The sequence below is a fragment of the Pseudacidovorax sp. 1753 genome (assembly GCF_040544975.1).
Lineage (GTDB): Bacteria > Pseudomonadota > Gammaproteobacteria > Burkholderiales > Burkholderiaceae_C > Xenophilus.
In genome coordinates this window covers 148,989-172,621 of record NZ_JBEPKY010000016.1, presented here as the reverse complement: position 1 = coordinate 172,621, position 23,633 = coordinate 148,989, and the positions used below count along the sequence as shown (strand labels likewise).

The window sequence follows — 23,633 nt, the reverse complement described above, 5'->3', positions numbered from 1 at the left end:
GCACGATGACCGACGCCGCCCGCTTCCCACCTGCGCCCGACCTTTCCTCCATCGACGCGCTGGAACGGGGGCTGGCGTCGCGCGGCTACCTGGCCGACCGGCGGCTGGCGACGGCCGTCTTCCTCGCCCTGAAGCTGCAGCGGCCGCTGTTGCTGGAGGGCGAGCCCGGCGTTGGCAAGACCGAACTGGCCAAGGCGCTGTCCGGCCTGCTCGGCCGACAGCTGCTGCGCCTGCAGTGCTACGACGGCCTGGAGCAGCGCGAGGCGCTGTACGAGTGGAACTACGCCGCGCAGTTGCTGCACCTGCGTGCCTCCGAGGCCGGTGGCAATGCGAAGGACGAAGGCGCACGCGACGCGGAGGCCGAGGTCTACCAGCCGCGCTATCTGATCCAGCGCCCGCTGCTGCAGGCCCTGCAGGCGCCGGCCCCCGGCGCTGTGCTGCTGGTCGACGAGGTGGACCGCGCCGACGAGCCCTTCGAGGCCTTCCTGCTCGAATACCTGGGCGAGTACCAGGTGAGCATTCCCGAGCTGGGCACGGTGCGCGCCGCGGTGCCGCCGGTGACCCTGCTCACCAGCAACCGCACCCGCGACCTGAACGACGCGGTCAAGCGTCGCTGCCTCTACCACTGGCTGGACTACCCGGAGCGCGAACGCGAGCTGGCCATCGTTCGCGCCCAGGTGCCGCAGGCCGGCGAGGCGCTGTCGGCCCAGGTGGCGGACTTCGTGCAACGCGTGCGTGCCCAACCCTTCGCCAATGCCTTCCAGCGCGCGCCCGGCATCGCCGAGAGCGTGGAATGGGCGCGCGCGCTGGTGGCGCTGGACACCGTGGTGCTCGACCCCGAGGTGGTGGTCGACACCGCCGGCATCCTGTTCAAGCAGCGCGACGACGTGGCGGCACTGAACCACCAGCTGGCCACCGATCTGCTCGCGCCGGAAGCCGCCTGACGAGGGTGCTGTGGCCATGCAAGGCATCCAGCAACTCGGCGACGCGCGACGCGGCAAGCTGGCCGGTCACCTGGCGGGCTTCGGCCGGGCGCTGCGGCGGGCCGGTGTGCGCATCGATCCTTCGCGAATCGCGCTGGGGCTGGAGGCGGCGCTGCTGGTGGGCATCGAGCAACGTGCCGACCTGCAGGCCGCGCTGGAATCGGTGCTGGTCAGCCGCGAGCAGGACCGGCTGGTCTTCCGCGAGCTCTTCGACGCCTGGTTCCAGGACCCGGCCTTTGCCCAGAAGATGCTGGCGCGCATGCTGCCCAATGCCGAGGGGCGCGCCGAGCCGGTGCAGCGCCGCAACCGCGTGCGCGAAGCCCTGGCCGCGCCGACCATGCACAAGCCCGCCCCACAGGACGAGGAGCTGCAGCTCGACGCCGCCATGAGCGCCGGCACGCGCGAACGGCTGCAGCAGGCCGACTTCAACAGCCTGGGCGCTGCCGAGTACCTCTTGGTCGAGCGCTTGGCGCGCGAGAAGGCGCTGCCCGTGCCCACCTATGCCTCGCGCCGGCTGCGGCCGGTGGCGCAGGCCGGTGCGTCGGCCCGCATCCACTGGCCCGGCGTTTGGCGCCAGGCCGCGCGGCATGGCGGCGAGATCCCGCGCCTGCCGCGGCAGGTCAGGCGCGCACGGCCCCGGCCGCTGCTGGTGCTGGTCGATGTGTCCGGCTCCATGGAGCGCTATGCGCGCCTGCTGCTGGCCTACCTGCATGCGGCGACGCGTCCGCTGGTGGGCGAAGGCGCGCGGCGCGATGTTTTCGCCTTCGGCACCGGCCTGACCGACCTCACGCCCGCCTTCCGCCATGCCGACACCGACGTGATGCTGGCCGAGGCCGGTCGCGCCATCGCCGATTTCGCGGGCGGCACGCGGCTGGGCGAGGCGCTGGCACAACTGCGCCGGCATCACGCGCGGCGCCTGGTCGGGCGGCGCACCCTGGTGCTGCTGATCAGTGACGGCCTGGATACCGGTGAACCGGCCGAGCTGGATACCCAACTGCAATGGCTTCGCCGCCATACCGGTGCCCTGCTGTGGCTCAATCCCCTTCTGCGCTTCGCCGGCTATGCGCCGCTGGCGCGCGGCGCCGCACTGCTCGACCGCCACGCCGATGCCATGCTGGCCGTGCACAACCTGCAGGCGCTGGACGAACTGGCCGACAGTCTGGCCGCGCTGCTGCGCCGACTGCGCTGAATCCCTCACCTTCATTCATTTCAGGAGACCCACATGGACATGCAAGGCAGCCGCCCCCTGGGCGTGACCCAGCAACAGGCCTGGGAGGCCCTCAACGACCCCGAGACGCTCAAGCGCTGCCTGCCCGGTTGTGACAAGTTCGAGGCCACGGGCGAAGGCCAGTACACCGTCACCATGGCCGTGAAGGTGGGCCCGGTGTCGGCCAAGTTCGCGGGCAAGGTCACGCTCAGCGACATCCAGCCGCCCGAAAGCTACCGCCTCAGCTTCGAAGGGCAGGGCGGCGTGGCCGGCTTCGGCAAGGGCGCGTCTTCGGTGTCGCTGGCACCCACCGACACCGGCTGCACGCTCAGCTACACCGTGCAGGCGCAGGTGGGCGGCAAGATCGCGCAACTGGGCCAGCGCCTGATCGACGGGGCGGCCAAGTCCATGGCCGACGACTTCTTCAAGCGCTTCGATGCCGAGATGCAGCGCGTGCACGGTGCGCCCGCCGCCGCGGCCGAGCCGGTGGAGGAGGCCAAGACCGGCGCCGTCGCCGGCCTCATGCAGAAGATGGGCTTCGGCAAGAAGGACAAGACGGAAGAAGGCTGAGAAGGTCGAACACCATGGAAAACCTCGACGTGATGGTGCTGCGCCAGCTGCGCGACTGGCGCCAGGCCGGCCGCCGGGCGCTGCTGGCGACGGTGGTGCGCACCTGGGGCTCGTCGCCGCGGCCGGTGGGCTCCATCATGGCGCTGGCGGAAGACGGCGCGGTGGTTGGCTCCGTTTCCGGCGGCTGCATCGAGGACGACCTGATCGCCCGCCACAGCCGCGTGGGCCAGCAGGCCATGCCGACGGGCGCACCGGCGCGTGTCAAGTACGGCATCACCGCGGACGAGGCGCACCGCTTCGGCCTGCCCTGCGGTGGCACGCTGGAGCTGGTGCTGGAGTTCGACCCCGACGCGGGCCAACTGGCCGAGCTGGTCAAGCGGCTGGAAGGTGGCCAGCTCACCCAGCGCATCGTGCGACTGGCCGACGGCGCCGTCACGCTGGAAGCCGCGCACGCGCCGGCCGAGCTCGTCATTGACGACACGCGGCTGGTCAACACCTTCGGCCCCGAGTACCGCATGCTGCTGATCGGCGCCGGCCAGCTCGCCGAGTACCTGGCGACCATGGCCAGCTTCAGCGGTTTCGCCGTCACGCTGTGCGATCCGCGCGAGGAATACCGCGGCGCCTGGTCACTGCCCAACGTGCACCTGTCCACCGAGATGCCCGACGACGCCGTCGCCGCCTTCCGGCCCGACCGGCGCAGCTGCGTCGTCGCCCTCACGCACGACCCCAAGCTCGACGACCTGGCGCTGCTGGCGGCGCTGGAGAGCGAAGCCTTCTACGTCGGCGCCATCGGCTCGCGCCGCAATGCCCAGGCGCGGCGCGAGCGGATGATCGAGCACTTCGACCAGACGCCCGAATCGCTCGCCCGCCTGCGGGGGCCCATCGGCCTGTACATCGGCAGCAAGACCCCGCCCGAGATCGCCGTGAGCGTGATGGCGGAGATCCTGGCCGTGAAGAACGGCGTGGCCCTGCCGCGCGAGATGGCGGTGGCGCAGGCCAAGGAACAGTTGAACGCGCAGACGGGGTAGGCGGCGGCCACATCGGCGCCGGTTTGGGGTGCCGGCCCGTGCGGGGCACTGCACGTGCGCCTGCAGGCCCGCAACCGTCGCGCTACAGTGCCGGGCTTTTCCGCTTCAGCTCTTTCCCGCCATGCAACGCATCCAGCTCGGTCGCAGCGATCTGCACGTCACGCCCATCTGCCTGGGCACCATGACCTTCGGCGAACAGGTGGACGAGCCCACCGCGCACGACATCCTCGACCATGCGGTGGCCCGCGGCGTCGACTTCCTGGACACGGCCGAGATGTACGCCGTGCCCGCCCGCAAGGAGACCTACGGCGCCACCGAGACCATCCTCGGCAACTGGTTCGCCAGGAACCCCGGCCTGCGCCAGAAGCTCACGCTGGCCACCAAGGTGGCCGGCCCCTCGCGCGGCATGCCCTGGGTGCGCGAAGGAGGCGGCATGACGGCTGCCGACATCGTGGCCTCCTGCGAGGGCAGCCTGCGCCGGCTGCAGACGGACGTCATCGACCTTTATCAGATCCATTGGCCCGAGCGCAACGTGCCCGCCTTCGGCACGATGTACTACGACCCCACCAAGGAACGCACGCAGACCTCGATCCACGAGCAGCTCGAAGCGCTGGCCGGACTGGTGAAGGCGGGCAAGGTGCGCTACATCGGCCTGTCGAACGAGACGCCCTACGGCGTGCACGAGTTCGTGCGGCTGGCTGAGCAGCACAACCTGCCGCGCGTGGCCACCGTGCAGAACGTCTACTGCCTCCTCAGCCGCGCGCTGGAGAACGGCCTGGACGAGACCATGCACCGGCTGGACGTCTCGCTGCTGGCCTATTCGCCGCTGGGCTTCGGCCTGCTGACCGGCAAGTACGACGCCAGCGGCACCGAAGGCCCGGATGCGCCCAAGAGCGGCCGCATCGCCCGCTACGAGTCCGTGCGGAAACAGCGTTGGGGCCGCCCGGAGGCGCTGGTCGCCGCCCGCCGCTACAACCAGCTGGCCCGCGACCACGGCATGACGCCCGCGCGCCTGGCCCTGGCCTTCTGCTACACCAAGTGGCAGGTGGCCAGCACCATCATCGGCGTCACGACCAAGGCGCAGCTGGACGAGGATCTGGACGCCTGGGGCACCACGCTGTCGCCCGAGCTGCTGGCCGAGATCGACAGGATCCGCTGGGAGATGCGCGACCCCGCGAACTGAGATGGCGAAGAAGGACAAGGCTCATGTTTCCGAGACGCCGGCTACGGCCGTGCTGCGCGCGGCCAAGGTGGCCTTCACCGAGCATCCGTACGAGTACCTGGAGCACGGCGGCGCGCAGCACAGTGCGGCCGTGCTGGGCTTCGACCCTTTCACGGTGGTCAAGACGCTGGTGATGCAGGACCAGGACGCCAAGCCGCTCATCGTGCTGATGCACGGCAACCGCACGGTGTCGACCAAGAACCTCGCGCGGCAGATCGGCGCGAAGTCGGTGGAGCCCTGCAAGCCCGAGGTGGCCCAGCGCCACAGCGGCTACCAGGTGGGCGGCACCTCGCCCTTCGGCACGCGACGCGCGATGCCGGTCTACATCGAGTCGACGATCCTCGACCTGCCGCGCATCTGCATCAATGGCGGGCGGCGCGGGTACCTTGTCGGCATCGATCCGCAGCTGTGCGTGCAGTTGCTCGGCGCGCGGCCGGTGCAGTGCGCGCTGGCAGAATGAGGCGCGGCCCGAACGGGGCCGCCTCCCTCACGTCTTCCACGATTCCCGAATGCCAAGACGCTGCCTTCCGAGCGGCGCGCAGCGGCCGCGCATGAGGCGGCCGACGAAGGTCCTTCCATGAGCCTGTCCATGTCCTCCATCCTCGTCATCATTACGGCCTACCTGATCGGCTCGCTGTCCTTCGCCGTGATCGTCAGCCGCCTGATGGGCATGGACGACCCGCGCAGCTATGGCAGCGGCAACCCGGGCGCCACCAATGTGCTGCGCTCCGGCCGCAAGGGCGCGGCCCTGGCCACGCTGCTGCTGGATGCTGCCAAGGGCTGGCTGCCGGTGTTCCTGGTGCGGCGCTTCGGCGCGGCCTACGGGCTGGACGAGAGCGTGGCCGCACTCGCTGGCCTGGCCGCCTTCCTGGGCCACCTGTACCCGGTGTTCTTCGGCTTCAAGGGTGGCAAGGGCGTGGCCACGGCCGCTGGCGTGCTGCTGGGCATCGACTGGATGCTGGGCCTGGCGACGGGGCTGACCTGGATCATCATCGCCTTCTTCTTCCGCTACTCCTCGCTGGCCGCGCTGGTGGCGGCCTTCTTCGCGCCGGCCTATTACCTGCTGGGCGGCGGCATCGCCTGGCCGCTACACCGCGGCGTGCTGGCGGCCATCGTGGTCATGGGCCTGCTGCTGGTGTGGCGCCACCGCGAGAACATCCGCCGGCTGCTGGCCGGCACCGAATCGCGGCTTGGTTCCAAGGCGAAGGCCAAGGCCAAGACTTCCTCCTCCTGATCAGGATTCCCATGCCAGAACTCAAGCGCTTCCACGTCGGCCCCCGTCTGTCGGAGATGGCCGTCCACAACGGCACCGTCTACTTGGCCGGCCAGGTGCCGGACGACATCACGCAGGACATCCGCGGCCAGACGGCCCAGGTGCTGGCCATGGTCGACCGCCTGCTGGCCGAGGCCGGCAGCGACAAGACCCGCATCCTGATGACGCAGATCTTCCTGACCGACATCAGCGAGATCGGCGCCATGAACGAGGTGTGGGACGCCTGGGTGCCCGCCGGCCGTACGCCGCCGCGTGCCACCGTGCAGGCGGCGCTGGCCAATGCGGCCTACAAGATCGAGATCGTCGTCACGGCCGCGCTGGCCTGACCGCCACGCCGCGACGGCGCGCGAGCCCTTTGGGGACGTGAAGGCTTCGGACGGCGATGCACGGCAGCGGCCCGGATGACGAGGCGCTGAAGGTCGGCCCGCCCCAGCGCATCGACCGCCTGTGGGCCTGGATGGAAGGCCGCCCGCTGCGCCGCGCTGTGGTGGGCGCGGTGATCTTCGTCGTGTTCTTCAGTGGGCTGTTCGCCTCGTGGATCGGAGTGGCGCTGTGGCGCGGTTCGACGGACCGCAATGCCGGGGCGGTGGCGCTGCTGTACGTGTTGGTGCCCTTCATCGCCGTGGTCATGCTCTTCCTGATCCAGCGCATGATGTACCGGCTGCTCTGGAACCAGGAACGCGCCATGGCTCGCGGTGAATGGCGGCCGGGCGATCGGGTGCCGCCGCCCGGTCCTCGATCCACGCCCCCGGCGCCGCCTGTGTCCTGGCCGTGGACGTTGCGCGCGCGGCATGCGCTGCTCTACGTGCTCACGCTTGCCGGCTTGCTGTACGGCTTCATGCCCTATGAACACCAGGTCGAGCTGGTGCGGCTGGTCTGGCGGCTGGGCTCGGGCACGGCCACCCGGCGGCAACTGCCGATGTTGCTCTTCGGCTACCTGCCCCTGGTCGTCTTCGGGCTGCTGGCCGTCGCGCTGACCCACCGCCAGCGGCGCCGGCGGGACGCAGGACGGTTCGACGCCCGCGCACGCCTGGTGCTGCGGGCCGAGATGAACTGGCTGTGGGCCTTCGCGACGGCGGCCACGATGACCATCCTGATGCTGCAGTTCTTCGGTCAGCTCATCGTCGCCAAACTCTGATACGCGCCCGTCGCCAGCGGTCCGGGCGAGTCAGTAGCGCCGTTCCAGCACCATCTGGTCGGCGTCGCGCCGCATCGAGAAGCGGTTGATGAAGCTATTGCCCAGCAGCACATAGGGCATGGCTTGTGGCGAGACGACGGCATCGACGTCGTACACCGTCACGTCGCCCACCTTCACCGAATCCAGCTTGATCCGCCAGCCCGGCGCCGTGCCGTTGGCCGTGTTCATGGTCACCGGCTGCCCGCGTGTGGGATCGAGGCCGATGCGTTGCGCGTCGGCCATGGACAGGGCCACCGCGGTGGCGCCCGTGTCCAGCATGAAGGTCACCGGTCGGCCGTTGATCCCGCCGGCCGTCACGAAGTGACCGCGGCTGTCCGCCGTCAGCACGATGCGGCTGCCGCCGCCGCCGCCAGAGCCGCCGACGCTCACCGGCGCGCCCATGCGCAGGGTGAGCCGCTTGCCGCCGGACTCCACCACGGCCTCGCCGTCCTGCACGCTCACCAGCCGCACGCCCTGCAGGCTCTCTCCGGGCGCCAGCGTCCGGGGCGCGCCCCCGCCCACGATCAGGATCGCGCGGCTGCCGATGGTGCCGGTCAGCGTGATCGATTGGGTCTGAGCCTGCGCTTGCGTGGCGACCGCAAAACCCGCTGCCAGCAATGCGGCGAGGATGTGTGCGCGTGTCCGTTTCATCGCCGCGATCCGCCGCAACGCATCGACACCGCCGACGGCACAGCATCGCTCCCTGTGCCGAAGGCCGCGGAGCAGGCCATGCCAGTGCACCCGCGGAATTTGCTTTGCCAGGCCGCGGGGTGCGCCCCCCTCCAAGCCGAAGGCGCAAGAGAGGGGCTGAGGGTCGCGGCTCCAAGCCTGCCTGCGCAGGCTTGGACGTGCCCGAAGAGCAGCCGCCTCTGGCGGCCGCCCGGAGCCGCGAAGCGGCATGGGGGGTTCAAAAGATCAATCTCTGAAGTTGTCGAAAGAGACCGGCAGATCGGCCACATCCTTGCGGATCAGCGCCATCGCCGCCTGCAGGTCGTCCCGTTTGGCGCCGGTCACGCGCACGGCATCGCCCTGGATGGCCGCCTGCACCTTGAGCTTGCTGTCCTTGAGCAGGCGCTGGATCTTCTTGCCCGTGTCCGAGTCGACGCCGCTCTTGACCTTGAAGACCTGCTTGACCTTGTCGCCGCCGATCTTCTGCACGTCGCCCTTGTCCAGAAAGCGCACGTCCACGTTGCGCTTGGTGAGCTTGCCGCGCACGATGTCCTCGATCTGCGCCAGCTGGAAATCGGCGTTGCCGATCAGGATGATTTCCTTGTCCTTGAGCTCGACCGAGGCCGGCGTGCCTTTGAAGTCGAAGCGGGTGGCGATTTCCTTGGACGCGGTGTCGATGGCGTTGCGCACCTCGACCATGTTGGGCTCGCAGACGGTGTCGAAAGACGGCATGGGGTGTTCTCCTGAAGGTGTCGCGCCCCGGCGCATGCGCCGGGACGGAAGAGGGCGCCGCCCGCGGGCAAGGCCACGAGGCGGCGGATGCGAAAATTCTCCCATGATCGCCGAGCGCAACGTCCCCCTTCAACCCCACAACAGCTTCGGCATCGTCGCCCGCGCCCAGCAGCTCGTCCGCATCCGCAGCGAGGACGATATCGCCGAGGTGCTGGCCCGCGAGGACTGGCGCGAGATGCCCAAGTTCGTCCTCGGTGGCGGCAGCAACATCGTCATCACCGGCGACGTCAAGCCACTGGTGCTCAAGGTCGAGATCCCCGGTCGCTGCGTGGTCGAAGACACGCCGAAGGGCTGCATCGTCGAGATCGGCGCCGGCGAGCTGTGGCACGACACGGTGCGCTGGACGCTGGAGCAGGGCTGCCCGGGCCTGGAGAACATGGCCATGATCCCGGGCACCGTGGGCGGCGCGCCCGTGCAGAACATCGGCGCCTACGGCGTCGAGCTGCAGGACCGCTTCGAGTCGCTCGACGGCATCGACCTGGAAACTGGCCGCCGCTTCACCCTCGACGCGGCCCAGTGCGCCTTCGGCTACCGCGATTCGGTGTTCAAGCATCCGCCGGGCAGCGGCCCCAACGACTTCGGCCTCGCCGGCCGCGCGCTCATCACGCGGGTGCGGCTGCGCCTGCCGCGACCCTGGAAGCCGGAGCTGGGTTATCTGGACCTGGCGCGCAAGGCGGCCGAGAGCGGCATCGCCGAGCCCACGCCCATGCAGGTCTTCGACTGGGTCTGCGCCATCCGTCAGGCCAAGCTGCCTGACTGGCGCGTGCTGGGCAATGCCGGGAGCTTCTTCAAGAACCCGACGGTCACGCCGGAGCAGTGCGCGGACATCATCGCCCGCGAGCCCCGCATCGTGCACTACCCCATGCCCGACGGCTCGGTGAAGCTGGCCGCAGGCTGGCTGATCGATGCCTGCGGCTGGAAGGGCAAGTCGGTGGGCAATGCCGGCGTCTACGAAAAGCAGGCGCTGGTGTTGGTCAACCGCGGGGGAAACACGCACCCCGCCACCGGTGGCGAGGTGATGACGCTGGCCAAGGCCATCCAGACCAGCGTCTACGAGCGCTTCGGCATCCGGCTGGAGCCGGAGCCGGTCGTCGTCTGAACGCGCGTTCAGCCGAAGTGGCAGATGTAGCTGTAGGGTTCGCCGCTCACGCGGATCTCGAATTTGGCGTTGCCGGGGATGCTGAACGTCTCGCCGGCGGCGGAGCGCTTCCAGTCGCTTTCGCCGTCGAGGCGGTATTCGCAGCTGCCGGCGGTGCATTCCATGATCTCGGGCGCGCCGGTGCTGAAGGTCAGCGAAGACGGCAGGATCACCCCGACGGTGCACTTGCGGCCATCGGCCAGCGTCACGCCGTGCGAGACGCACTTGCCGTCGAAATACACATTGGCCGAGGTGGCGACGGACACGCCGTCGAGGGTCTTCTGGATGCTCATGGACTGCAGCGATGAGGAGGATGGAACAGGGCCGCGGATTCTAGGGGCCGGTCGGTCGCGCACCGGCGCAGCCCTGCCGGGCTTGCTCACCAGCGCCGATGCCAGCCGCGCGAGTAGCCGAAGTTGAGCGACAGGCCCACCGGCGGGTAAACATAAGGCGACGGGTAGGCATAGACCGGCGCAGCCACCGGGGCGGGGTAATAGACGGGCGCCGGGTACGTGGTCGTGTAGACGGGATAGCCGGGCGCCACGACGGCCTGGGGCGCGGCAACGGGCATCGGTGCATTCGACACCACGACCCCGGGCTCCGGGGCCACCTGCTCCCAAGGGGCGCGGGTGGCGTAGGTGTTGCTGGCAGGAGGCGGAACCTGGCCCGTCTGCATGCTCGGCTGCGGCGTCACTGGGTAGGTGCTGACGCCCAGGTCGCTCACCTGCAGGCCGATGGTCTGGCTGGGCGGCGTGTCGGTGCGGGTGGTGTAGGTGCGGCCGTTGTACTCGTAGCGCACGCTGTAGCTGGTGCGGCCGTTCTCGACGACCGGGGTGCTCGAGAGCACGCGGCCCTCGGCGTACTGGGGCTGGCTCTGGGCGAAGGCCGGGGCGGCGAGGCTGCCGAGCACGGCCAAGGCCAGGGCGCCGAGCGATGGACGGGGGAAGGTCATGGACATCTCCTGCGTGTGAGAGGCGGCGGACGCGCCGCAACCTCGATTGGACGCCACCCGTTGCGGCGGGTTCAATCCCTCAATGGCCGATGCGGGCCTTCCAGGTGTCGGCATCGAAACCAACGGTAACCGCGCCACCCGGCCATTCGACGACCGGGCGCTTCACCAGACTGGGGTTGGCGCGCAGGGCGGCGGCGGCCGAATCGGCGTCGACCACCGCCTGGCGCGCGCTTTCGTCCAGTTGCCGCCAGGTGGTGCCGCGGCGGTTGACCAGCGGCTCCCAGCCGAGGGCCGCCAGCCAGCGGGCGAGGGCCGTCTCGGGCACGCCCTGCTTCTTGAAGTCGTGGAAGGTGTAGGCCTGGCCCTGGCTGTCGAGCCAGGTGCGGGCGCGCTTGACGGTGTCGCAGTTGGGGATGCCGTAGACGTCGATCATGGGGCGCGATGATGCCTCAGCCGTTGGCGGCCCGTGGCGCGCGGCGCGCCCCCTGCCGCGGCGCGGCGAGCGCCGTCCCGGGGCATCTCCCGTCGCTTGGCCGGTCATTGGTTCGGGGCCGGGGAGCGCGTCAGAGGGCTCGGCGACAATGCCGCCCTCCTATGAAGACCCTCGCCGACTGGCTCGCCTACGCCGAGCAACTGCATGCCAAGAACATCGCCCTCGGGCTGGACCGGGTCCAGGCCGTGGCACGGCGCATGGGCCTCGCGCTGACCTGCCCTGTCATCACCGTGGCCGGCACCAACGGCAAGGGATCCACCTGCGCCATGCTGGAGGCCATCCTGGCCCAGGCCGGCTACCGCACCGGCGTCTACACCTCGCCGCACCTGGTCCATTTCGAGGAGCGCCTGCGCATCGGCGGGCAATCGGTCGAGGGCGAGGCGCTGCTGCCGCATTTCGACGCCGTCGAGACCGCGCGCACGGCCGGCGGCGAAGCCGTTGCGCTGACGTATTTCGAGTTCACCACCCTCGCCATCCTGTCGTGCATGGCAGCCTCGGGCCTCGATGCCGCGATCCTCGAGGTCGGCCTGGGCGGCCGGCTCGACGCCGTCAACATCATCGATGCCGACTGCGCCGTGATCACCAGCGTGGACATCGACCACATCGAATTCCTCGGCACCGACCGTGAAAGCATCGGCGCGGAAAAAGCCGGCATCCTGCGCGCGGGCCGGCCCGCCATCGTGAGCGATCCGATGCCGCCGCGCAGCGTGGTGGCCCGCGCCGAGGACCTGGGCGCCGACCTGTGGCTCTCCGGCCGCGATTTCACCGTCAGCGGCGACAAGCAGCAGTGGGCCTGGTCGGGCCGTGGGCGCCGCTATGCGGGTCTGGCCTATCCGGCGTTGCGCGGCGCCAACCAGCTGATCAATGCGGCGGGCGTGCTGGCGGCGCTGGAGGCCCTGCGCCCGCGGCTGCCGGTGTCGGCCCAGGCCATCCGCCAGGGCTTTGCCACCGTCGAGCTGCCGGGCCGCTTCCAGATCGTGCCCGGCCAGCCGGCGCTGGTGCTGGACGTGGCCCACAACCCGCATTCGGCGGCGGCCTTGGCCGAGAACCTGGACGCCATGGGCTTCTTTCCGGTCACGCATGCCGTCTTCGGCGCCATGGCAGACAAGGACTTGGCGCCCATCTTCGAACGCCTGGGTCCCCTGGTGGACCGCTGGTACTTTACGGACTTGCCCACGCCGCGCGCCGCGCGGGCCGCGGACCTGATGCGCATGTGGACGGCGCTGAACCGCCGCACGGACGCCAGTGCCTCCCTGCACGCCGACCCCATGGCGGCGCTCTCCGCGGCCACGGCGGCGGCAGACCCGGCTGATAGAATCGTCGTCTTTGGTTCTTTCTTCACCGTCGGCGGTGTTCTCGCGCACGGTGTGCCCCGGCTGACAGCCCGGCATCTGCAGCCGGGTACCTGAATTCGGTCGCTGCGGCGCTATTCGCCCTTCGTCCGCCAGACAGCCGCTCCGCTCGGGGATTCGACGTCCACATGGCTTTCTTCAAGCTTCGATCCAAAGGTTCCCCGGGCAAGGAAGGCCGCGGCAACGTCTCGGCCGCACCGGCCGAAAGCGTCGAATCGCTGCGCCGCCGCGCGCGACACCGCCTCGTCGGCGCCGCCGTGCTGGTGCTGCTCGGCGTGATCGGCTTTCCCCTCCTGTTCGACACCCAGCCGCGGCCCGTGGCCGTCGACATTCCCATCGAAATGCCGGACCGGGCCAAGGTCAAGCCGCTGGCACAGGCGGAGGCGCCGGCGGCCGACACCTCGCGCAGCGCTTCCGGCGGCATCGCCTTGCCGCCGCCCGCCAATGGTGTGATCACGGAACGCGCCGATGGCAGTGAGGTGGCGGTGGCGCCCCCTGCCGCGGTACCGGAGCCGCGCCGCGAGGCCGTTGCCAGTTCCGAACCGGCCAAGAGCGAGGCACCGCGCACGGAGCCAGCGCGTGTCGACGCCAAGCCTGAACCGGCCAAGACGCCGGTGACCAAGTCCGAGGCCCCCAAGACCGAAGCCAAGAGCGAGGTCGCCAAGGCCGAGCCCTCGAAGCCCGAGCCCGCCAAGCCAGCCTCGCCGGCGCCGGGCCGCGACGACGGCGCCCGCGCCCGCGCCCTGCTCGAAGGCAAGGCCCCGCAGCAGCAGGTCGTGGCGCAGGCACAGCCCGCGGCCGCAGCACCCGCCGAGGTCGCCGGACGCTTTGTGGTCCAGGTGGGCGCCTTCGCCGACGCCGCCAAGGCCCAGGAAACGCGCCAGAAGCTGGAGCGTGCCGGTCTCAAGACGTACACCCATGTGGCAAAGACGCCCCAGGGCGAGCGCACCCGGGTGCGGGTCGGGCCCTTTTCCTCGCGTGCCGACGCCGACAAGGCCGCCGCCCGCATCAAGGCGCTGGCCCTGCCGGCTGCCGTGCTCACACTCTGATCGCGCTGCGCCATGGCGCTCTTCGACTGGATCGCCGTGATGCTGATCGCGGTGTCGATGCTGATGGGCCTGTGGCGCGGGCTGGTTTATGAAGTGCTGTCGCTGGCGGGGTGGGTCGCGGCCTTCCTGTGTGCGCAGTGGCTGGCGGGCAGTCTGGCTGCGGTCTTGCCTTTCGGTGAACCGGAGGCACCTTGGCGTTACGGGGTGGCGTTTGCGCTCATCTTCATCGTCGTCGCCTTCGTGGGCGGCGCCATTGCCTCGATGACGCGGCGCCTGGTCACGGTGGCCGGGTTGCGGCCGGTGGATCGGTCGCTCGGCGCACTATTCGGCGCCGCCCGCGCAGCCGTGGCGCTGCTGGCGATCGCCGTGGTGGTTCATGTGATGGCCTGGCACGACCAGGCCTGGTGGCGCGAGTCGGCCGGCGCGCCCTTCATCGATGCGGCATTGCAGGGCCTCAAGCCCGCGCTGCCGCAGAAACTGGCCAGCTACCTTCCGTAGTTCAGGAAATCAAGGATCTCCCATGTGTGGAATCGTCGGCGTTTTCAGCAACGCGCCCGTCAACCAACTGCTCTATGACGCCATGCTGCTGCTGCAGCACCGCGGCCAGGACGCCGCCGGCATCGTGACGATGCTGGAGCGCAAGTTCTTCATGCACAAGGCCAAGGGCATGGTGCGCGACGTGTTCCGCACCCGCAACATGCGCGCGCTGCCGGGCACCACGGGCCTGGGCCAGGTGCGCTATCCGACGGCGGGCAATGCCTACAGCGAGGAAGAGGCCCAGCCCTTCTACGTCAACGCGCCCTTCGGCATCGTGCTGGTGCACAACGGCAACCTCACCAACGCGCATGCGCTGCGGGCCGAGTTGTTCTCGACCGACCATCGCCATACCAACACCGAGAGCGATTCCGAGGTGCTGCTCAACGTGCTGGCGCACGAGATCGAGCGCGCCACGCGCGGCATCCCCCTGCACATCCAGGACATCTTCACGGCCGTCGAGGCGGTGCACCGTCGGCTGCGCGGCTCCTACGCCGTCATTTCGATGATCGCTGGCCACGGCCTTCTGGTCTTCCGCGACCCGTACGGCATCCGCCCGCTGTGCCTGGGCCGCAGTGCCGACGGCGGCGTGATGGTGGCCAGCGAATCGGTGGCGCTGGAAGGCTCGGGCTTCACCTTCGAGCGCGATGTGCTGCCGGGCGAGGCCGTCTTCATCGACCTGCAAGGCCAGGTGCATGCCCGCCAGTGCGCGCCCGATGCCAGCCTGCATCCCTGCATCTTCGAGTTCGTCTACCTGGCGCGGCCCGATTCCACGCTGGACGGCATCTCCGTCTATCAGGCCCGCCTGAACCTGGGCGAGACGCTGGCGCAGCGCGTGGTCTCGACCGTGCCGCCGAGCGAGATCGACGTGATCGTGCCGATTCCCGAGTCCAGCCGCCCGAGCGCCACGCAGCTCGCGCACCTGCTGGGCGTGCCGTACCGCGAGGGTTTCGTCAAGAACCGCTACGTGGGCCGCACCTTCATCATGCCGGGCCAGGCGGTGCGCAAGAAGTCGGTGCGCCAGAAGCTCAACGTGATCGCCAGCGAGTTCAAGGACCGCAACGTGCTGCTGGTGGACGATTCCATCGTGCGCGGCACCACCAGCCGCGAGATCGTGCAGATGGCGCGCGACGCCGGCGCCCGCAAGGTCTACATGGCCAGCGCCGCGCCGCCGGTGCGCTTTCCCAACGTCTACGGCATCGACATGCCAACCAAGGACGAGCTGGTGGCCCACGGCCGCACCATCGAGGAGATCCGCCAGATCATCGGCTGCGACGCGCTGATCTACCAGGACGTGGACGCCATGAAGCGCGCCGTGATGAAGGCCGCGCCCAAGACGCCCGGCGCCGTGCCGCTGGGCGGCTTCGAGGCCTCCTGCTTCGACGGCGTGTACGTCACCGGCGACATCGACACCGAGGCCATCAGCCGCATGAACGGCAACCGGCCGCGCATCGAGGAAACCGACATCGACGCCTCGCGCCTGACCCTGCCCAACCACAGCGAATGACCATGAGCCCGCAAGAACGCGACCTGCCGGCCGGCCTGCATCCCGAGACCGAGGCCGTGCGCCGCGCCACGGCGCGCAGCCAGTACGGCGAGAACTCCGAAGCGCTGTACCTGACGAGCGGCTACGTCCAGCCGTCGGCAGAGTCCGCCGCCCGCCGCTTCGCCGGCGATGAGGAAGGCTTCACCTACGGCCGCTACGGCAACCCGACGGTCGCCAGCTTCGAGCAGCGCCTGGCCGCGCTCGAGGGCGCCGAGGCCTGCATGTCCACCGCCTCGGGCATGTCGGCCATCCTGATGATGTGCATGGGCCTGCTCAAGGCCGGCGACCACGTGGTGTGCTCGCAGTCGATGTTCGGCTCCACCATCAAGCTGATCGGCTCGGACCTGGCCAAGTTTGGCGTCGAGTCGAGCTTCGTGCCGCAGACCGACATCGCGGCCTGGAAGGCCGCCGTGCGGCCAGGTACCACGCGGCTGCTCTTCGCCGAGACGCCCACCAATCCGCTGACGGAGGTGTGCGACATCGCCGCCCTGGCAGATCTGGCGCACGAGAACGGCGCGCTGATGTCCGTGGACAACTGCTTCGCCACGCCCGCGCTGCAGCGGCCCATGGCCATGGGCGCCGACATCGTCATGCACTCCGGCACCAAGTATCTCGACGGCCAGGGCCGCGTGATGGCCGGCGCGCTGTGCGCCAGCCAGAAGATGGTCACGGAGAAGTTCCTGCCGGTGCTCAAGAGTGCGGGCATGACGCTCGCGCCCTTCAACGCCTGGGTGGTGCTCAAGGGCCTGGAGACGCTGGACATCCGCATGAAGGCGCAGGCCGCCAAGGCGCTGGCGTTGGCGCGCTGGCTGGAGGCGCATCCCGGCGTCGGGTGCGTGTACTACCCTGGCCTTGCCAGCCATCCGCAGCATGAACTGGCCATGGCGCAGCAATCGGGGAGCGGCGGCGCCGTGCTGTCCTTCGACGTCAAGGCCGCTGACGCCGACCAGGCGCGCCGCCGCGCTTTCCATGTGCTGGATTCGATGCAGTGGCTGTCGCTGGCCACCAATCTGGGCGACACCAAGACCATGTGCGCGCACCCGGCCAGCACTTCGCACGGTCGACTGACCGAGGCGCAGCGCCAGGCTGCTGGCGTGGGCCAGGGCCTGATTCGCGTGGCCGTGGGCCTCGAACACACCGACGATGTCGCTGCGGACCTCGACCGCGGCCTGAGCTCCCTTCCCGCATGACGAACGCACGCACCCGGACCCGCTTCGCCCCGTCGCCGACGGGCTTCATCCACCTGGGCAACATCCGCTCGGCCTTGTACCCCTGGGCCTTCGCCCGCTCCACTGGCGGCGACTTCATCCTGCGCATCGAGGACACCGACCTCGAGCGCTCGACCCAGGCCGCCGTCGACGTGATCATCGAAGGCATGGCCTGGCTGGGCCTGGACCATGATGAAGGTCCCTTCTATCAGATGCAGCGCATGGACCGCTACAAGGCGGTGTTGGCGGAGATGCAGGCCCAGGGCCTGGTCTATCCCTGCTACATGAGCGTGGCGGAGCTCGACGCTCTGCGCGAGCGCCAGATGGCCGCCAAGGAAAAGCCGCGCTACGACGGCACCTGGCGGCCCGAGCCCGGCAAGACGCTGCCGGCAGTCCCCGAGGGCGTGCAACCGGTGCTGCGCTTCAAGAACCCCGTCGGCGGCGTCGTCGCCTGGGACGACAAGGTCAAGGGCCGCATCGAGATCCGCAACGACGAGCTGGACGACCTGGTCATCGCCCGGCCCGACGGCACGCCCACGTACAACTTCTGCGTGGTTGTCGACGACATCGACATGGCCATCACCCACGTCATCCGCGGCGACGACCACGTGAACAACACGCCGCGGCAGATCAACATCTTCCGCGCTCTCGGCAAGGAGCCACCGGTCTATGCCCACCTGCCCACCGTGCTGAACGAGCAGGGCGAGAAGATGAGCAAGCGCAACGGCGCCAAGCCGGTGACGCAGTACCGCGACGAGGGCTACCTCCCTGACGCCATGGTCAACTACCTGGCCCGTCTGGGCTGGAGCCATGGCGACGACGAGATCTTCAGCCGCGCGCAGTTCCTGGAATGGTTCGACCTGGACCACCTGGGCCGCAGCGCCGCCCAGTTCGACGAGGCCAAGCTGCGCTGGGTGAATGCCCAGCACCTCAAGGCCATGGCCGACGACCAACTCGCGCCGCTGGTGGCAGCCCAGCTTGCCAAGCGCGGCATCACGGCGGACGAGCGCCTGCCAGCCATCTGCGGCCTGTTCAAGGATCGCTGCGACACCACCGTGGCACTGGCCGACTGGAGCGCGGCTTTCTACGCGCCCGTCACCGCCAGCGAGGCGGACCGCGCGCAGCACATCACCGACGCTGTGCGCCCGGCGATCACTTCGCTGGCCGAGAAGTTGGCCGGAGTGGCGGCCTGGGACAAGCCCTCCATCGCCGCGACGATCAAGGAAGTGCTGGCCCAGCACGGCCTCAAGATGCCCGCCCTGGCCATGCCCGTGCGCGTGCTGGTGATGGGCACGCCGCAGACGCCTTCGCTCGACGCCGTGCTCGCGCTTTTTTCTCCGGACACCGTGCAAGAAAGATTGCGCAACGCGTAAAAACCTGCATATAATGCAAGGCTCGACACCTGACAGGGTCGACGTCAAAAGCGTCGGTCGAAACGGGGGTATAGCTCAGCTGGGAGAGCGCTTGCATGGCATGCAAGAGGTCATCGGTTCGATCCCGTTTACCTCCACCATCAAGGTGTCGTCGTAGAGAGTCGCAAGACTTTCGTCCAAGGTTTTGACCCTATCGTCTAGAGGCCTAGGACATCACCCTTTCACGGTGAGTACCGGGGTTCGAATCCCCGTAGGGTCGCCAAGTTCGTAGCACTTGGCTCTGTCAGCAGAGCGCAAAGCTGCCTGCCAGGAGTGGTAGTTCAGTTGGTTAGAATACCGGCCTGTCACGCCGGGGGTCGCGGGTTCGAGTCCCGTCCACTCCGCCAGATTCCAGTTCGCAGGCGCAAGCCTTCGAACTCAAGGTCTCGGTGAAAGCCAAGATCAGTGGGGGTATAGCTCAGCTGGGAGAGCGCTTGCATGGCATGCAAGAGGTCATCGGTTCGATCCCGTTTACCTCCACCACTTCAAACCAGTCCAGGTTTTGACCCTATCGTCTAGAGGCCTAGGACATCACCCTTTCACGGTGAGTACCGGGGTTCGAATCCCCGTAGGGTCGCCAAGTTCGTAGCGCTTGGCTCTGTCTACAGAGCGCAATGCTGCCTGCCAGGAGTGGTAGTTCAGTTGGTTAGAATACCGGCCTGTCACGCCGGGGGTCGCGGGTTCGAGTCCCGTCCACTCCGCCAGTCATCCAAAGCCCTTGCCGTTCTGCAGCAAGGGCTTTTTCTTTGGGCCCTGCGCAGTGCACTGCAGGGGCCTTGCCGCCGTTCAAAGCCTCAATGCCTGCGCATACCCCGTCATTTCGAGGTAGCCGCGGCCGACGCGGCGACCGGTCGTGTCGAGCAGATCGCTCAGGCCTTCCCAGTAAATGGCGCCGGTCGAGGCGCGACTGTCCAGTTCCTGGTCGTCGACCAGGGCGCGGACCTCGAAGCGGCCGGCGGGTGTATAGACCTGGCACTGCACCGGGTAGCGTGCCCGCGAGAGCGGGCTCGTCCAGAACCGAAGCGGCTCGAATCGCACGTCCTTGTCTTCGAAGGCCTGCGCTTGCCCGCCCGCCGGCCGCCACGAGCCGCCCGCCCAGAGCGCGCTGCCGTCCGCACGGCGCAGGCGGAAGGCCGTGAGGGCGCTTCCGTCGTCCAGGTTCATGCCGATCCAGTCCCAGCCTACCGCTTGCGGGTGCAGCAGCGCCTCGCTCCATTCGTGGTCGAGCCAGGCCCGTCCCTCCACCCGCAGGGGTGCTTGTCCTTTGACGGCGATGCGACCTTGCACCGCCAGTTGCGGCTGGCTGTAGTAGTAGCTGGCTTGCGCCGCCTCGGGGCCCTTGCGCGAAAGGCCGGCCTTCCCCTGCAACAACACGGCCTGGGTGGGTTGCAGGCGCAGGGAGAGGCCGAAATCGGCGCCCGGCGCCTCGGCGGCATAGGCACCGCTGTCGGCATTGCGCACCAGCGACCAGTCACGCAGCCGCACGTGCGTGTCGTCCTCGGCAGCCTCGGCGATGCCGAAGCCGGCACGGGCGATGCGCTGGTCATGGTGCAGCTTGCCAGCCTGCAGGTCGGTCAGCGCGGCATGGGCGAACAGCAGTTGCCGTGCCGCGAACGCCGACCGCAGAGACTGCGTGCCGTCCACCCGCGAGCGGAAGAAGGTGAGTTGAAAGCCGTAGCGTGCGCCTTGCGGCGACTCGGCATGGCCCGTGGCGTACCACCATTCCGTGCGCAGTCCGGGATGGCTGCCGTGGTCACGGGGAAAGTGCAGGGTGCGCGCAGGCAGCGCCCAGGACGAAGGCAATGGCAGGAGCCCGCCAGCCAGCAGGGCCAACACGCGTCGCCGGGTGGCGGTCCGGCCGGCGAGCAGCGGACTCAAGGGCACAAAAGGCATCGGTGGATGATCGCCGATGGCGCCCGCCCGCGGCAGAAGCGGGGTAGCACCATCCTCTCACCGGAGGCGTGGGACGGTGAGTGCGCGCGGCACGGGCCTGCCGAGCGCATCGGCGGTGGCCCGCTTCGAGTCCCTCAGCCGTGCAGCGCCGCTTCGATGCCCCGGACAGCCTCGGCGCAGTCGCCGAACCGGTCGTCGACCCAGCGCCCGTCATGGTAGGTCGCAAGGTAGCGCTCGCCCGAGTCGCACAGCAGCGACAGCACCGAGCCGCTGCGGCCCTGCTCGCGCATCTCGTGCGCCAGCGCCAGCATGCCGACGAAGTTGGTGCCCGTCGACGGGCCCACCTTGCGGCCCAGCAGATTGGACAGCACCCGCATGCCCGCGATGGAGGCGACGTCGGGCATCGGGATCATGCGATCCACGACGCTGGGGATGAAGCTCGGCTCCACGCGTGGACGGCCGATGCCCTCGATGCGCGAGCCGGCGCCTTCGCAGTCCCAGTCGCCCGTGGCGTGGAACTCGGCGAAGGCGGAGCCTTCGGGGTCGACCACCGCCAACTGTGTCGCATGCCCGCGAAAGCGCACGTAGCGGCCGATGGTCGCGCTGGTACCGCCCGTGCCGGCGCCCACCACGATCCAGGCCGGCACGGGATGCCGCTCCTGCGCCATCTGCTGGAACATGCTGTCCGCGATGTTGTTGTTGCCCCGCCAGTCGGTGGCCCGTTCCGCATAGGTGAACTGGTCCATGTAGTGGCCGCCGCATTCATGGGCCAGGTCTTCCGCCTCGTCGTAGACCTCCCACGCGTGGTCCACGAAGTGGCAGCGGCCGCCGTAGAAGGCGATCTGCGCCACCTTCTCGGCCGAGGTACTGCGCGGCATCACGGCCACGAAGGGCAGACCCAGCAACCGGGCGAAGTAGGCCTCGCTCACAGCCGTCGAGCCGCTGGAGGCCTCGATCACCGTGGTGCCTTCGCGCACCCAGCCGTTGACCAGCGCGTGCAGGAAGAGCGAGCGCGCGAGCCGGTGCTTAAGGCTGCCGGTCGGGTGGGTGGATTCGTCCTTCAGGTAGAGGTCGATGCCGGCCGCCTCGAAGGCGGGCAGCGGCAGGGGAATGAGGTGGGTGTCGGCGCTGCGCTGGTAATCGGCCTCGATGCGGCGCATCGCGTTGTTCAGCCAGGCACGCGCGCTGTCTTGCGAGAACTGACTCATTTCGCAGGCGGCTGGCAGAAGGCCTGGAAACCTTCGAGGGTGTTGGGGAAGCCCTTGTCCCGGGCCAGCTCCCAGGGCCGCTCGCAGCGCTGGACGGCCTGGCACCACAGGTAGCCGGCCGATATCTTGCAGCTTTGCGGGCCCTCGGTGGCGCCGTTGCCGTCCGCGCCGACGATGCGCGGTGGCGGGGGCGCGAGAGGGATGGCATCGACGGGCCGCGGGCCGTCCGCCGGCGCCGCACAGGCGCCGAGAAGAAGCGCGGCTGTGCCTGCCAGCGCGAGAAGGCGTACGCGCATCGGCTCAGCCCACTTCCGCGATCAGCTCGATCTCGACGCAGGCGCCCATCGGGATCTGCGCCACGCCGAAGGCGCTGCGGGCATGGGCGCCGCGTTCGCCGAAGACCGCGGCGAAGAGTTCGCTGGCGCCGTTGGTCACCAGGTGCTGTTCGGTGAAGGTGGGGGCCGAGTTGACCAGGCTCATCACCTTGACGATGCGGCGCACGCGCTCCAGGTCGCCCACGGCAGCCTGGAGGGTGCCCAGCAGGTCGATCGCGATGGCGCGGGCGGCCTGCTTGCCTTCGTCGGTGCCCATGTCCACGCCCAGCTGGCCCACCCAGGGCTTGCCGTCCTTCTTGGCGATGTGGCCGGACAGGAACACGAGGTTGCCGGTCTGCACGAAGGGCACGTAGGCGGCGGCGGGAACGGCGACGGGCGGCAGTTCGATGCCGAGTTGCTTGAGCGTGTCTTGGATGGACATGGAGGACTCCGGGATTCGGGATGGAGAAAGTAGGGTCGCGGCCGGGACGGGCGCCGTCGCCGGCAGGGTTGCCCGCCGTCGGGCGGCAGGCGCAGGGTCAGCGATTGTCCGGCATGGGCGCGGGCCGGCCGCCGTCGCGGTCCTCGGCACCGGCCGCGGCAGGCGCGATCGAGGAAGCAGCAACGGCCGACGTCGCGGCCACGTCCTGTGCCAGCGCCGCCGCAAGGCCTTCGCGCCGGGCGGCCGGCAGTTCGTCGAAGGGTTGCACGGTGACGCCCACGTCCAGGACATGGCGGGCACCGCCGTGCAGCACGCCGCGCATGGGTGAGACGTCGGCGAAGTCGCGGCCCACGGCCAGCACCACATAGTCCGGGCCGGGCTGGCGGCCGTTGGTGGGGTCGAAGCCGGCCCAGTCGCCCAGGCCGGAGGCCGGATGCTGCGCATCGGCGCCGGCGCCGGCGCCGGGCAGGTAGACCTCCACCCAGGCGTGCGAGGCGTCCGCGCCCACCAGCCGCGGCTGGCCCGGCGGCGGTTGCGTCAACAGGTAGCCGCTCACATAGCGCGCGGGCAGGCCCAGCGCGCGGCAGCAGGCGATCATGATGTGGGCGAAGTCCTGGCAGACGCCGCGGCGCTGCGCCAGCGCCTGCACGGCCGGCGTGTTGATCTCGGTGCTGCCGCTGGCGTATTCGAAGTCGCGGTGGATGCGCAGCGTGAGCTCCATGGCTGCCTCGAACAGCGGCCGGCCCGGCGGGAAGCTGGCCCGCGCATAGGCGGCGAAGTCGTCGTGCGGCGGCACGTGGCGCGACGGAAAGACGAAGTCGGAGGCCGCATCGTCATGCTGGCCCGCCCGGTAGCGGAAGCGCTCGCGCACCACGTCCCAGGCCAGGCGTGTGTCGGCCTGCGGCGAAAGCGCCGGTTGCGCCGTGCGCACCAGGCTTTCCGCAGTGACCACCAGCTGGTCGTGCGTGGACTCGAGGGCGAAGAAGGTGCGGCGGTTGCCGTAGATGTCGTCCGATTCGCTGCGGTGCACGGGCGCGGGGGAGATGGCCAGGCGATGGTCCAGCACGGCCTGGCAGCCCAGGTCGCGTGGGCGCAGGTGCGCCATGTGCTGGGCCGTCTCGACGGCGGGCGCGTAGTCGTAGCGGGTCTCGTGGGTGACGTGCAGCAGCAT

26 protein-coding genes and 6 tRNA genes are annotated in these 23,633 nt (G+C 69.4%); 22 read left to right on the top strand and 10 right to left on the bottom strand.

Annotated elements, in window-relative coordinates; all coding sequences use genetic code 11:
- Positions 1 to 5 precede the first annotated feature (5 nt).
- From ABIC63_RS20505 to ABIC63_RS20465, 9 genes are all read left to right on the top strand, one after another.
- Positions 6 to 944: an AAA family ATPase gene (locus tag ABIC63_RS20505; RefSeq protein ID WP_354321142.1), complete on the top strand. Its 939-nt coding sequence runs from the start codon at positions 6 to 8 to the stop codon at positions 942 to 944.
- 16 nt (positions 945 to 960) lie between these two features.
- Complete coding sequence (locus ABIC63_RS20500) at positions 961 to 2,172, top strand: vWA domain-containing protein (RefSeq protein WP_354321141.1); 1,212 nt, start codon at positions 961 to 963, stop codon at positions 2,170 to 2,172.
- Between the two features lie 33 nt (positions 2,173 to 2,205).
- A complete protein-coding gene (locus ABIC63_RS20495) occupies positions 2,206 to 2,760 on the top strand; it encodes an SRPBCC family protein (protein ID WP_354321140.1) in 555 nt (184 codons plus the stop codon).
- Positions 2,761 to 2,774: 14 nt separating this feature from the next.
- Positions 2,775 to 3,788: an XdhC family protein gene (locus ABIC63_RS20490; RefSeq protein WP_354321139.1), complete on the top strand. Its 1,014-nt coding sequence runs from the start codon at positions 2,775 to 2,777 to the stop codon at positions 3,786 to 3,788.
- A 121-nt stretch (positions 3,789 to 3,909) separates the two neighbouring features.
- Positions 3,910 to 4,971 carry an aldo/keto reductase gene (locus tag ABIC63_RS20485; protein ID WP_354321138.1) on the top strand — a complete coding sequence of 354 codons (1,062 nt, stop codon included), beginning with the start codon at positions 3,910 to 3,912 and terminating at the stop codon, positions 4,969 to 4,971.
- Between the two features lies 1 nt (position 4,972).
- Positions 4,973 to 5,470 (top strand): aminoacyl-tRNA deacylase, encoded by a 498-nt coding sequence (locus ABIC63_RS20480; RefSeq protein WP_354321136.1) that lies wholly within the window; start codon positions 4,973 to 4,975, stop codon positions 5,468 to 5,470.
- Between the two features lie 129 nt (positions 5,471 to 5,599).
- Entirely contained in the window at positions 5,600 to 6,244 is a 645-nt protein-coding gene (gene plsY / locus ABIC63_RS20475; protein WP_476345714.1) for a glycerol-3-phosphate 1-O-acyltransferase PlsY, read from the top strand.
- An 11-nt stretch (positions 6,245 to 6,255) separates the two neighbouring features.
- Entirely contained in the window at positions 6,256 to 6,609 is a 354-nt protein-coding gene (locus ABIC63_RS20470; RefSeq protein ID WP_354321134.1) for a RidA family protein, read from the top strand.
- A gap of 56 nt (positions 6,610 to 6,665) precedes the next feature.
- Positions 6,666 to 7,421 (top strand): hypothetical protein, encoded by a 756-nt coding sequence (locus tag ABIC63_RS20465; RefSeq protein ID WP_354321133.1) that lies wholly within the window; start codon positions 6,666 to 6,668, stop codon positions 7,419 to 7,421.
- A 30-nt stretch (positions 7,422 to 7,451) separates the two neighbouring features.
- Here the strand turns inward: ABIC63_RS20465 and ABIC63_RS20460 are convergent, their stop codons facing one another.
- Both ABIC63_RS20460 and ABIC63_RS20455 read right to left on the bottom strand, forming a co-directional pair.
- Positions 7,452 to 8,111 (bottom strand): retropepsin-like aspartic protease family protein, encoded by a 660-nt coding sequence (locus tag ABIC63_RS20460; protein WP_354321132.1) that lies wholly within the window; start codon positions 8,109 to 8,111, stop codon positions 7,452 to 7,454.
- 264 nt (positions 8,112 to 8,375) lie between these two features.
- On the bottom strand, positions 8,376 to 8,861 hold the full coding sequence (locus ABIC63_RS20455; protein WP_234194989.1) for a YajQ family cyclic di-GMP-binding protein: 486 nt from the start codon (positions 8,859 to 8,861) through the stop codon (positions 8,376 to 8,378).
- 103 nt (positions 8,862 to 8,964) lie between these two features.
- Between ABIC63_RS20455 and murB the strand changes: the two genes are divergently transcribed.
- Positions 8,965 to 10,020, top strand: a complete 1,056-nt coding sequence (gene murB, locus ABIC63_RS20450; RefSeq protein WP_354321131.1) for a UDP-N-acetylmuramate dehydrogenase — start codon at positions 8,965 to 8,967, stop codon at positions 10,018 to 10,020.
- Positions 10,021 to 10,028: 8 nt separating this feature from the next.
- Here murB and ppnP read toward each other — a convergent pair whose 3' ends face one another.
- The 3 genes from ppnP to ABIC63_RS20435 all read right to left on the bottom strand — a co-directional run bounded on the left by ppnP (position 10,029) and on the right by ABIC63_RS20435 (position 11,444).
- A complete protein-coding gene (gene ppnP / locus ABIC63_RS20445; RefSeq protein WP_354321130.1) occupies positions 10,029 to 10,352 on the bottom strand; it encodes a pyrimidine/purine nucleoside phosphorylase in 324 nt (107 codons plus the stop codon).
- 86 nt (positions 10,353 to 10,438) lie between these two features.
- Entirely contained in the window at positions 10,439 to 11,011 is a 573-nt protein-coding gene (locus ABIC63_RS20440) for a hypothetical protein (protein ID WP_354321129.1), read from the bottom strand.
- A 79-nt stretch (positions 11,012 to 11,090) separates the two neighbouring features.
- A complete protein-coding gene (locus tag ABIC63_RS20435) occupies positions 11,091 to 11,444 on the bottom strand; it encodes an ArsC family reductase (RefSeq protein WP_294370230.1) in 354 nt (117 codons plus the stop codon).
- Positions 11,445 to 11,605: 161 nt separating this feature from the next.
- Between ABIC63_RS20435 and folC the strand changes: the two genes are divergently transcribed.
- From folC to ABIC63_RS20375, 12 genes are all read left to right on the top strand, one after another.
- Positions 11,606 to 12,913: a bifunctional tetrahydrofolate synthase/dihydrofolate synthase gene (gene folC, locus ABIC63_RS20430; protein ID WP_354321128.1), complete on the top strand. Its 1,308-nt coding sequence runs from the start codon at positions 11,606 to 11,608 to the stop codon at positions 12,911 to 12,913.
- A 71-nt stretch (positions 12,914 to 12,984) separates the two neighbouring features.
- Positions 12,985 to 13,905, top strand: coding sequence for an SPOR domain-containing protein (locus ABIC63_RS20425; protein ID WP_354321127.1), 921 nt, complete (start codon positions 12,985 to 12,987; stop codon positions 13,903 to 13,905).
- A gap of 12 nt (positions 13,906 to 13,917) precedes the next feature.
- Positions 13,918 to 14,403: a CvpA family protein gene (locus ABIC63_RS20420; protein WP_295527666.1), complete on the top strand. Its 486-nt coding sequence runs from the start codon at positions 13,918 to 13,920 to the stop codon at positions 14,401 to 14,403.
- A 22-nt stretch (positions 14,404 to 14,425) separates the two neighbouring features.
- Positions 14,426 to 15,946: an amidophosphoribosyltransferase gene (gene purF, locus ABIC63_RS20415; protein ID WP_354321126.1), complete on the top strand. Its 1,521-nt coding sequence runs from the start codon at positions 14,426 to 14,428 to the stop codon at positions 15,944 to 15,946.
- A gap of 2 nt (positions 15,947 to 15,948) precedes the next feature.
- Positions 15,949 to 17,175 carry an O-succinylhomoserine sulfhydrylase gene (locus ABIC63_RS20410; protein WP_354321125.1) on the top strand — a complete coding sequence of 409 codons (1,227 nt, stop codon included), beginning with the start codon at positions 15,949 to 15,951 and terminating at the stop codon, positions 17,173 to 17,175.
- Positions 17,172 to 18,566 carry a glutamate--tRNA ligase gene (gltX, locus tag ABIC63_RS20405; protein WP_354321124.1) on the top strand — a complete coding sequence of 465 codons (1,395 nt, stop codon included), beginning with the start codon at positions 17,172 to 17,174 and terminating at the stop codon, positions 18,564 to 18,566. Before ABIC63_RS20410 ends, gltX begins: the two co-directional genes overlap by 4 nt.
- Before the next feature lie 64 nt (positions 18,567 to 18,630).
- Positions 18,631 to 18,706 (top strand) — tRNA-Ala (locus ABIC63_RS20400).
- Positions 18,707 to 18,752: 46 nt separating this feature from the next.
- Positions 18,753 to 18,828 (top strand) — tRNA-Glu (locus ABIC63_RS20395).
- Positions 18,829 to 18,875: 47 nt separating this feature from the next.
- Positions 18,876 to 18,952: transfer RNA gene (locus ABIC63_RS20390), tRNA-Asp, on the top strand.
- Between the two features lie 60 nt (positions 18,953 to 19,012).
- Positions 19,013 to 19,088: transfer RNA gene (locus ABIC63_RS20385), tRNA-Ala, on the top strand.
- A 21-nt stretch (positions 19,089 to 19,109) separates the two neighbouring features.
- A tRNA-Glu gene (locus ABIC63_RS20380) sits at positions 19,110 to 19,185 on the top strand.
- A gap of 47 nt (positions 19,186 to 19,232) precedes the next feature.
- Positions 19,233 to 19,309 (top strand) — tRNA-Asp (locus tag ABIC63_RS20375).
- 82 nt (positions 19,310 to 19,391) lie between these two features.
- Here the strand turns inward: ABIC63_RS20375 and ABIC63_RS20370 are convergent.
- The 5 genes from ABIC63_RS20370 to ABIC63_RS20350 form a co-directional block, all read right to left on the bottom strand.
- Entirely contained in the window at positions 19,392 to 20,498 is a 1,107-nt protein-coding gene (locus tag ABIC63_RS20370) for a lipocalin-like domain-containing protein (RefSeq protein WP_354321123.1), read from the bottom strand.
- A gap of 134 nt (positions 20,499 to 20,632) precedes the next feature.
- Entirely contained in the window at positions 20,633 to 21,706 is a 1,074-nt protein-coding gene (locus ABIC63_RS20365) for a PLP-dependent cysteine synthase family protein (RefSeq protein ID WP_354321122.1), read from the bottom strand.
- A complete protein-coding gene (locus ABIC63_RS20360) occupies positions 21,703 to 22,002 on the bottom strand; it encodes a hypothetical protein (protein WP_294370215.1) in 300 nt (99 codons plus the stop codon). The genes ABIC63_RS20365 and ABIC63_RS20360 overlap by 4 nt, the downstream gene beginning before the upstream one ends.
- A 4-nt stretch (positions 22,003 to 22,006) precedes the next feature.
- The gene (locus ABIC63_RS20355) at positions 22,007 to 22,462 is read right to left on the bottom strand and encodes a RidA family protein (RefSeq protein WP_294370214.1); all 456 of its coding nucleotides are present in this window, start codon (positions 22,460 to 22,462) and stop codon (positions 22,007 to 22,009) included.
- 97 nt (positions 22,463 to 22,559) lie between these two features.
- The gene (locus ABIC63_RS20350) at positions 22,560 to 23,633 is read right to left on the bottom strand and encodes a transglutaminase family protein (protein ID WP_294370213.1); all 1,074 of its coding nucleotides are present in this window, start codon (positions 23,631 to 23,633) and stop codon (positions 22,560 to 22,562) included.

What these genes read in the sequence shown, in the direction of transcription:
- ABIC63_RS20505 (WP_354321142.1), top strand. Translation starts at nt 6, where the DNA reads ATGACCGACGCCGCCCGCTTCCCACCTGCGCCCGACCTTTCCTCCATC.
- ABIC63_RS20500 (WP_354321141.1), top strand. Translation starts at nt 961, where the DNA reads ATGCAAGGCATCCAGCAACTCGGCGACGCGCGACGCGGCAAGCTGGCC.
- ABIC63_RS20495 (WP_354321140.1), top strand. Translation starts at nt 2,206, where the DNA reads ATGGACATGCAAGGCAGCCGCCCCCTGGGCGTGACCCAGCAACAGGCC.
- ABIC63_RS20490 (WP_354321139.1), top strand. Translation starts at nt 2,775, where the DNA reads ATGGAAAACCTCGACGTGATGGTGCTGCGCCAGCTGCGCGACTGGCGC.
- ABIC63_RS20485 (WP_354321138.1), top strand. Translation starts at nt 3,910, where the DNA reads ATGCAACGCATCCAGCTCGGTCGCAGCGATCTGCACGTCACGCCCATC.
- ABIC63_RS20480 (WP_354321136.1), top strand. Translation starts at nt 4,973, where the DNA reads ATGGCGAAGAAGGACAAGGCTCATGTTTCCGAGACGCCGGCTACGGCC.
- plsY (WP_476345714.1), top strand. Translation starts at nt 5,600, where the DNA reads ATGTCCTCCATCCTCGTCATCATTACGGCCTACCTGATCGGCTCGCTG.
- ABIC63_RS20470 (WP_354321134.1), top strand. Translation starts at nt 6,256, where the DNA reads ATGCCAGAACTCAAGCGCTTCCACGTCGGCCCCCGTCTGTCGGAGATG.
- ABIC63_RS20465 (WP_354321133.1), top strand. Translation starts at nt 6,666, where the DNA reads ATGCACGGCAGCGGCCCGGATGACGAGGCGCTGAAGGTCGGCCCGCCC.
- ABIC63_RS20460 (WP_354321132.1), bottom strand. Translation starts at nt 8,111, where the DNA reads ATGAAACGGACACGCGCACACATCCTCGCCGCATTGCTGGCAGCGGGT.
- ABIC63_RS20455 (WP_234194989.1), bottom strand. Translation starts at nt 8,861, where the DNA reads ATGCCGTCTTTCGACACCGTCTGCGAGCCCAACATGGTCGAGGTGCGC.
- murB (WP_354321131.1), top strand. Translation starts at nt 8,965, where the DNA reads ATGATCGCCGAGCGCAACGTCCCCCTTCAACCCCACAACAGCTTCGGC.
- ppnP (WP_354321130.1), bottom strand. Translation starts at nt 10,352, where the DNA reads ATGAGCATCCAGAAGACCCTCGACGGCGTGTCCGTCGCCACCTCGGCC.
- ABIC63_RS20440 (WP_354321129.1), bottom strand. Translation starts at nt 11,011, where the DNA reads ATGACCTTCCCCCGTCCATCGCTCGGCGCCCTGGCCTTGGCCGTGCTC.
- ABIC63_RS20435 (WP_294370230.1), bottom strand. Translation starts at nt 11,444, where the DNA reads ATGATCGACGTCTACGGCATCCCCAACTGCGACACCGTCAAGCGCGCC.
- folC (WP_354321128.1), top strand. Translation starts at nt 11,606, where the DNA reads ATGAAGACCCTCGCCGACTGGCTCGCCTACGCCGAGCAACTGCATGCC.
- ABIC63_RS20425 (WP_354321127.1), top strand. Translation starts at nt 12,985, where the DNA reads ATGGCTTTCTTCAAGCTTCGATCCAAAGGTTCCCCGGGCAAGGAAGGC.
- ABIC63_RS20420 (WP_295527666.1), top strand. Translation starts at nt 13,918, where the DNA reads ATGGCGCTCTTCGACTGGATCGCCGTGATGCTGATCGCGGTGTCGATG.
- purF (WP_354321126.1), top strand. Translation starts at nt 14,426, where the DNA reads ATGTGTGGAATCGTCGGCGTTTTCAGCAACGCGCCCGTCAACCAACTG.
- ABIC63_RS20410 (WP_354321125.1), top strand. Translation starts at nt 15,949, where the DNA reads ATGAGCCCGCAAGAACGCGACCTGCCGGCCGGCCTGCATCCCGAGACC.
- gltX (WP_354321124.1), top strand. Translation starts at nt 17,172, where the DNA reads ATGACGAACGCACGCACCCGGACCCGCTTCGCCCCGTCGCCGACGGGC.
- ABIC63_RS20370 (WP_354321123.1), bottom strand. Translation starts at nt 20,498, where the DNA reads ATGCCTTTTGTGCCCTTGAGTCCGCTGCTCGCCGGCCGGACCGCCACC.
- ABIC63_RS20365 (WP_354321122.1), bottom strand. Translation starts at nt 21,706, where the DNA reads ATGAGTCAGTTCTCGCAAGACAGCGCGCGTGCCTGGCTGAACAACGCG.
- ABIC63_RS20360 (WP_294370215.1), bottom strand. Translation starts at nt 22,002, where the DNA reads ATGCGCGTACGCCTTCTCGCGCTGGCAGGCACAGCCGCGCTTCTTCTC.
- ABIC63_RS20355 (WP_294370214.1), bottom strand. Translation starts at nt 22,462, where the DNA reads ATGTCCATCCAAGACACGCTCAAGCAACTCGGCATCGAACTGCCGCCC.
- ABIC63_RS20350 (WP_294370213.1), bottom strand. Translation starts at nt 23,633, where the DNA reads ATGCTGCTGCACGTCACCCACGAGACCCGCTACGACTACGCGCCCGCC.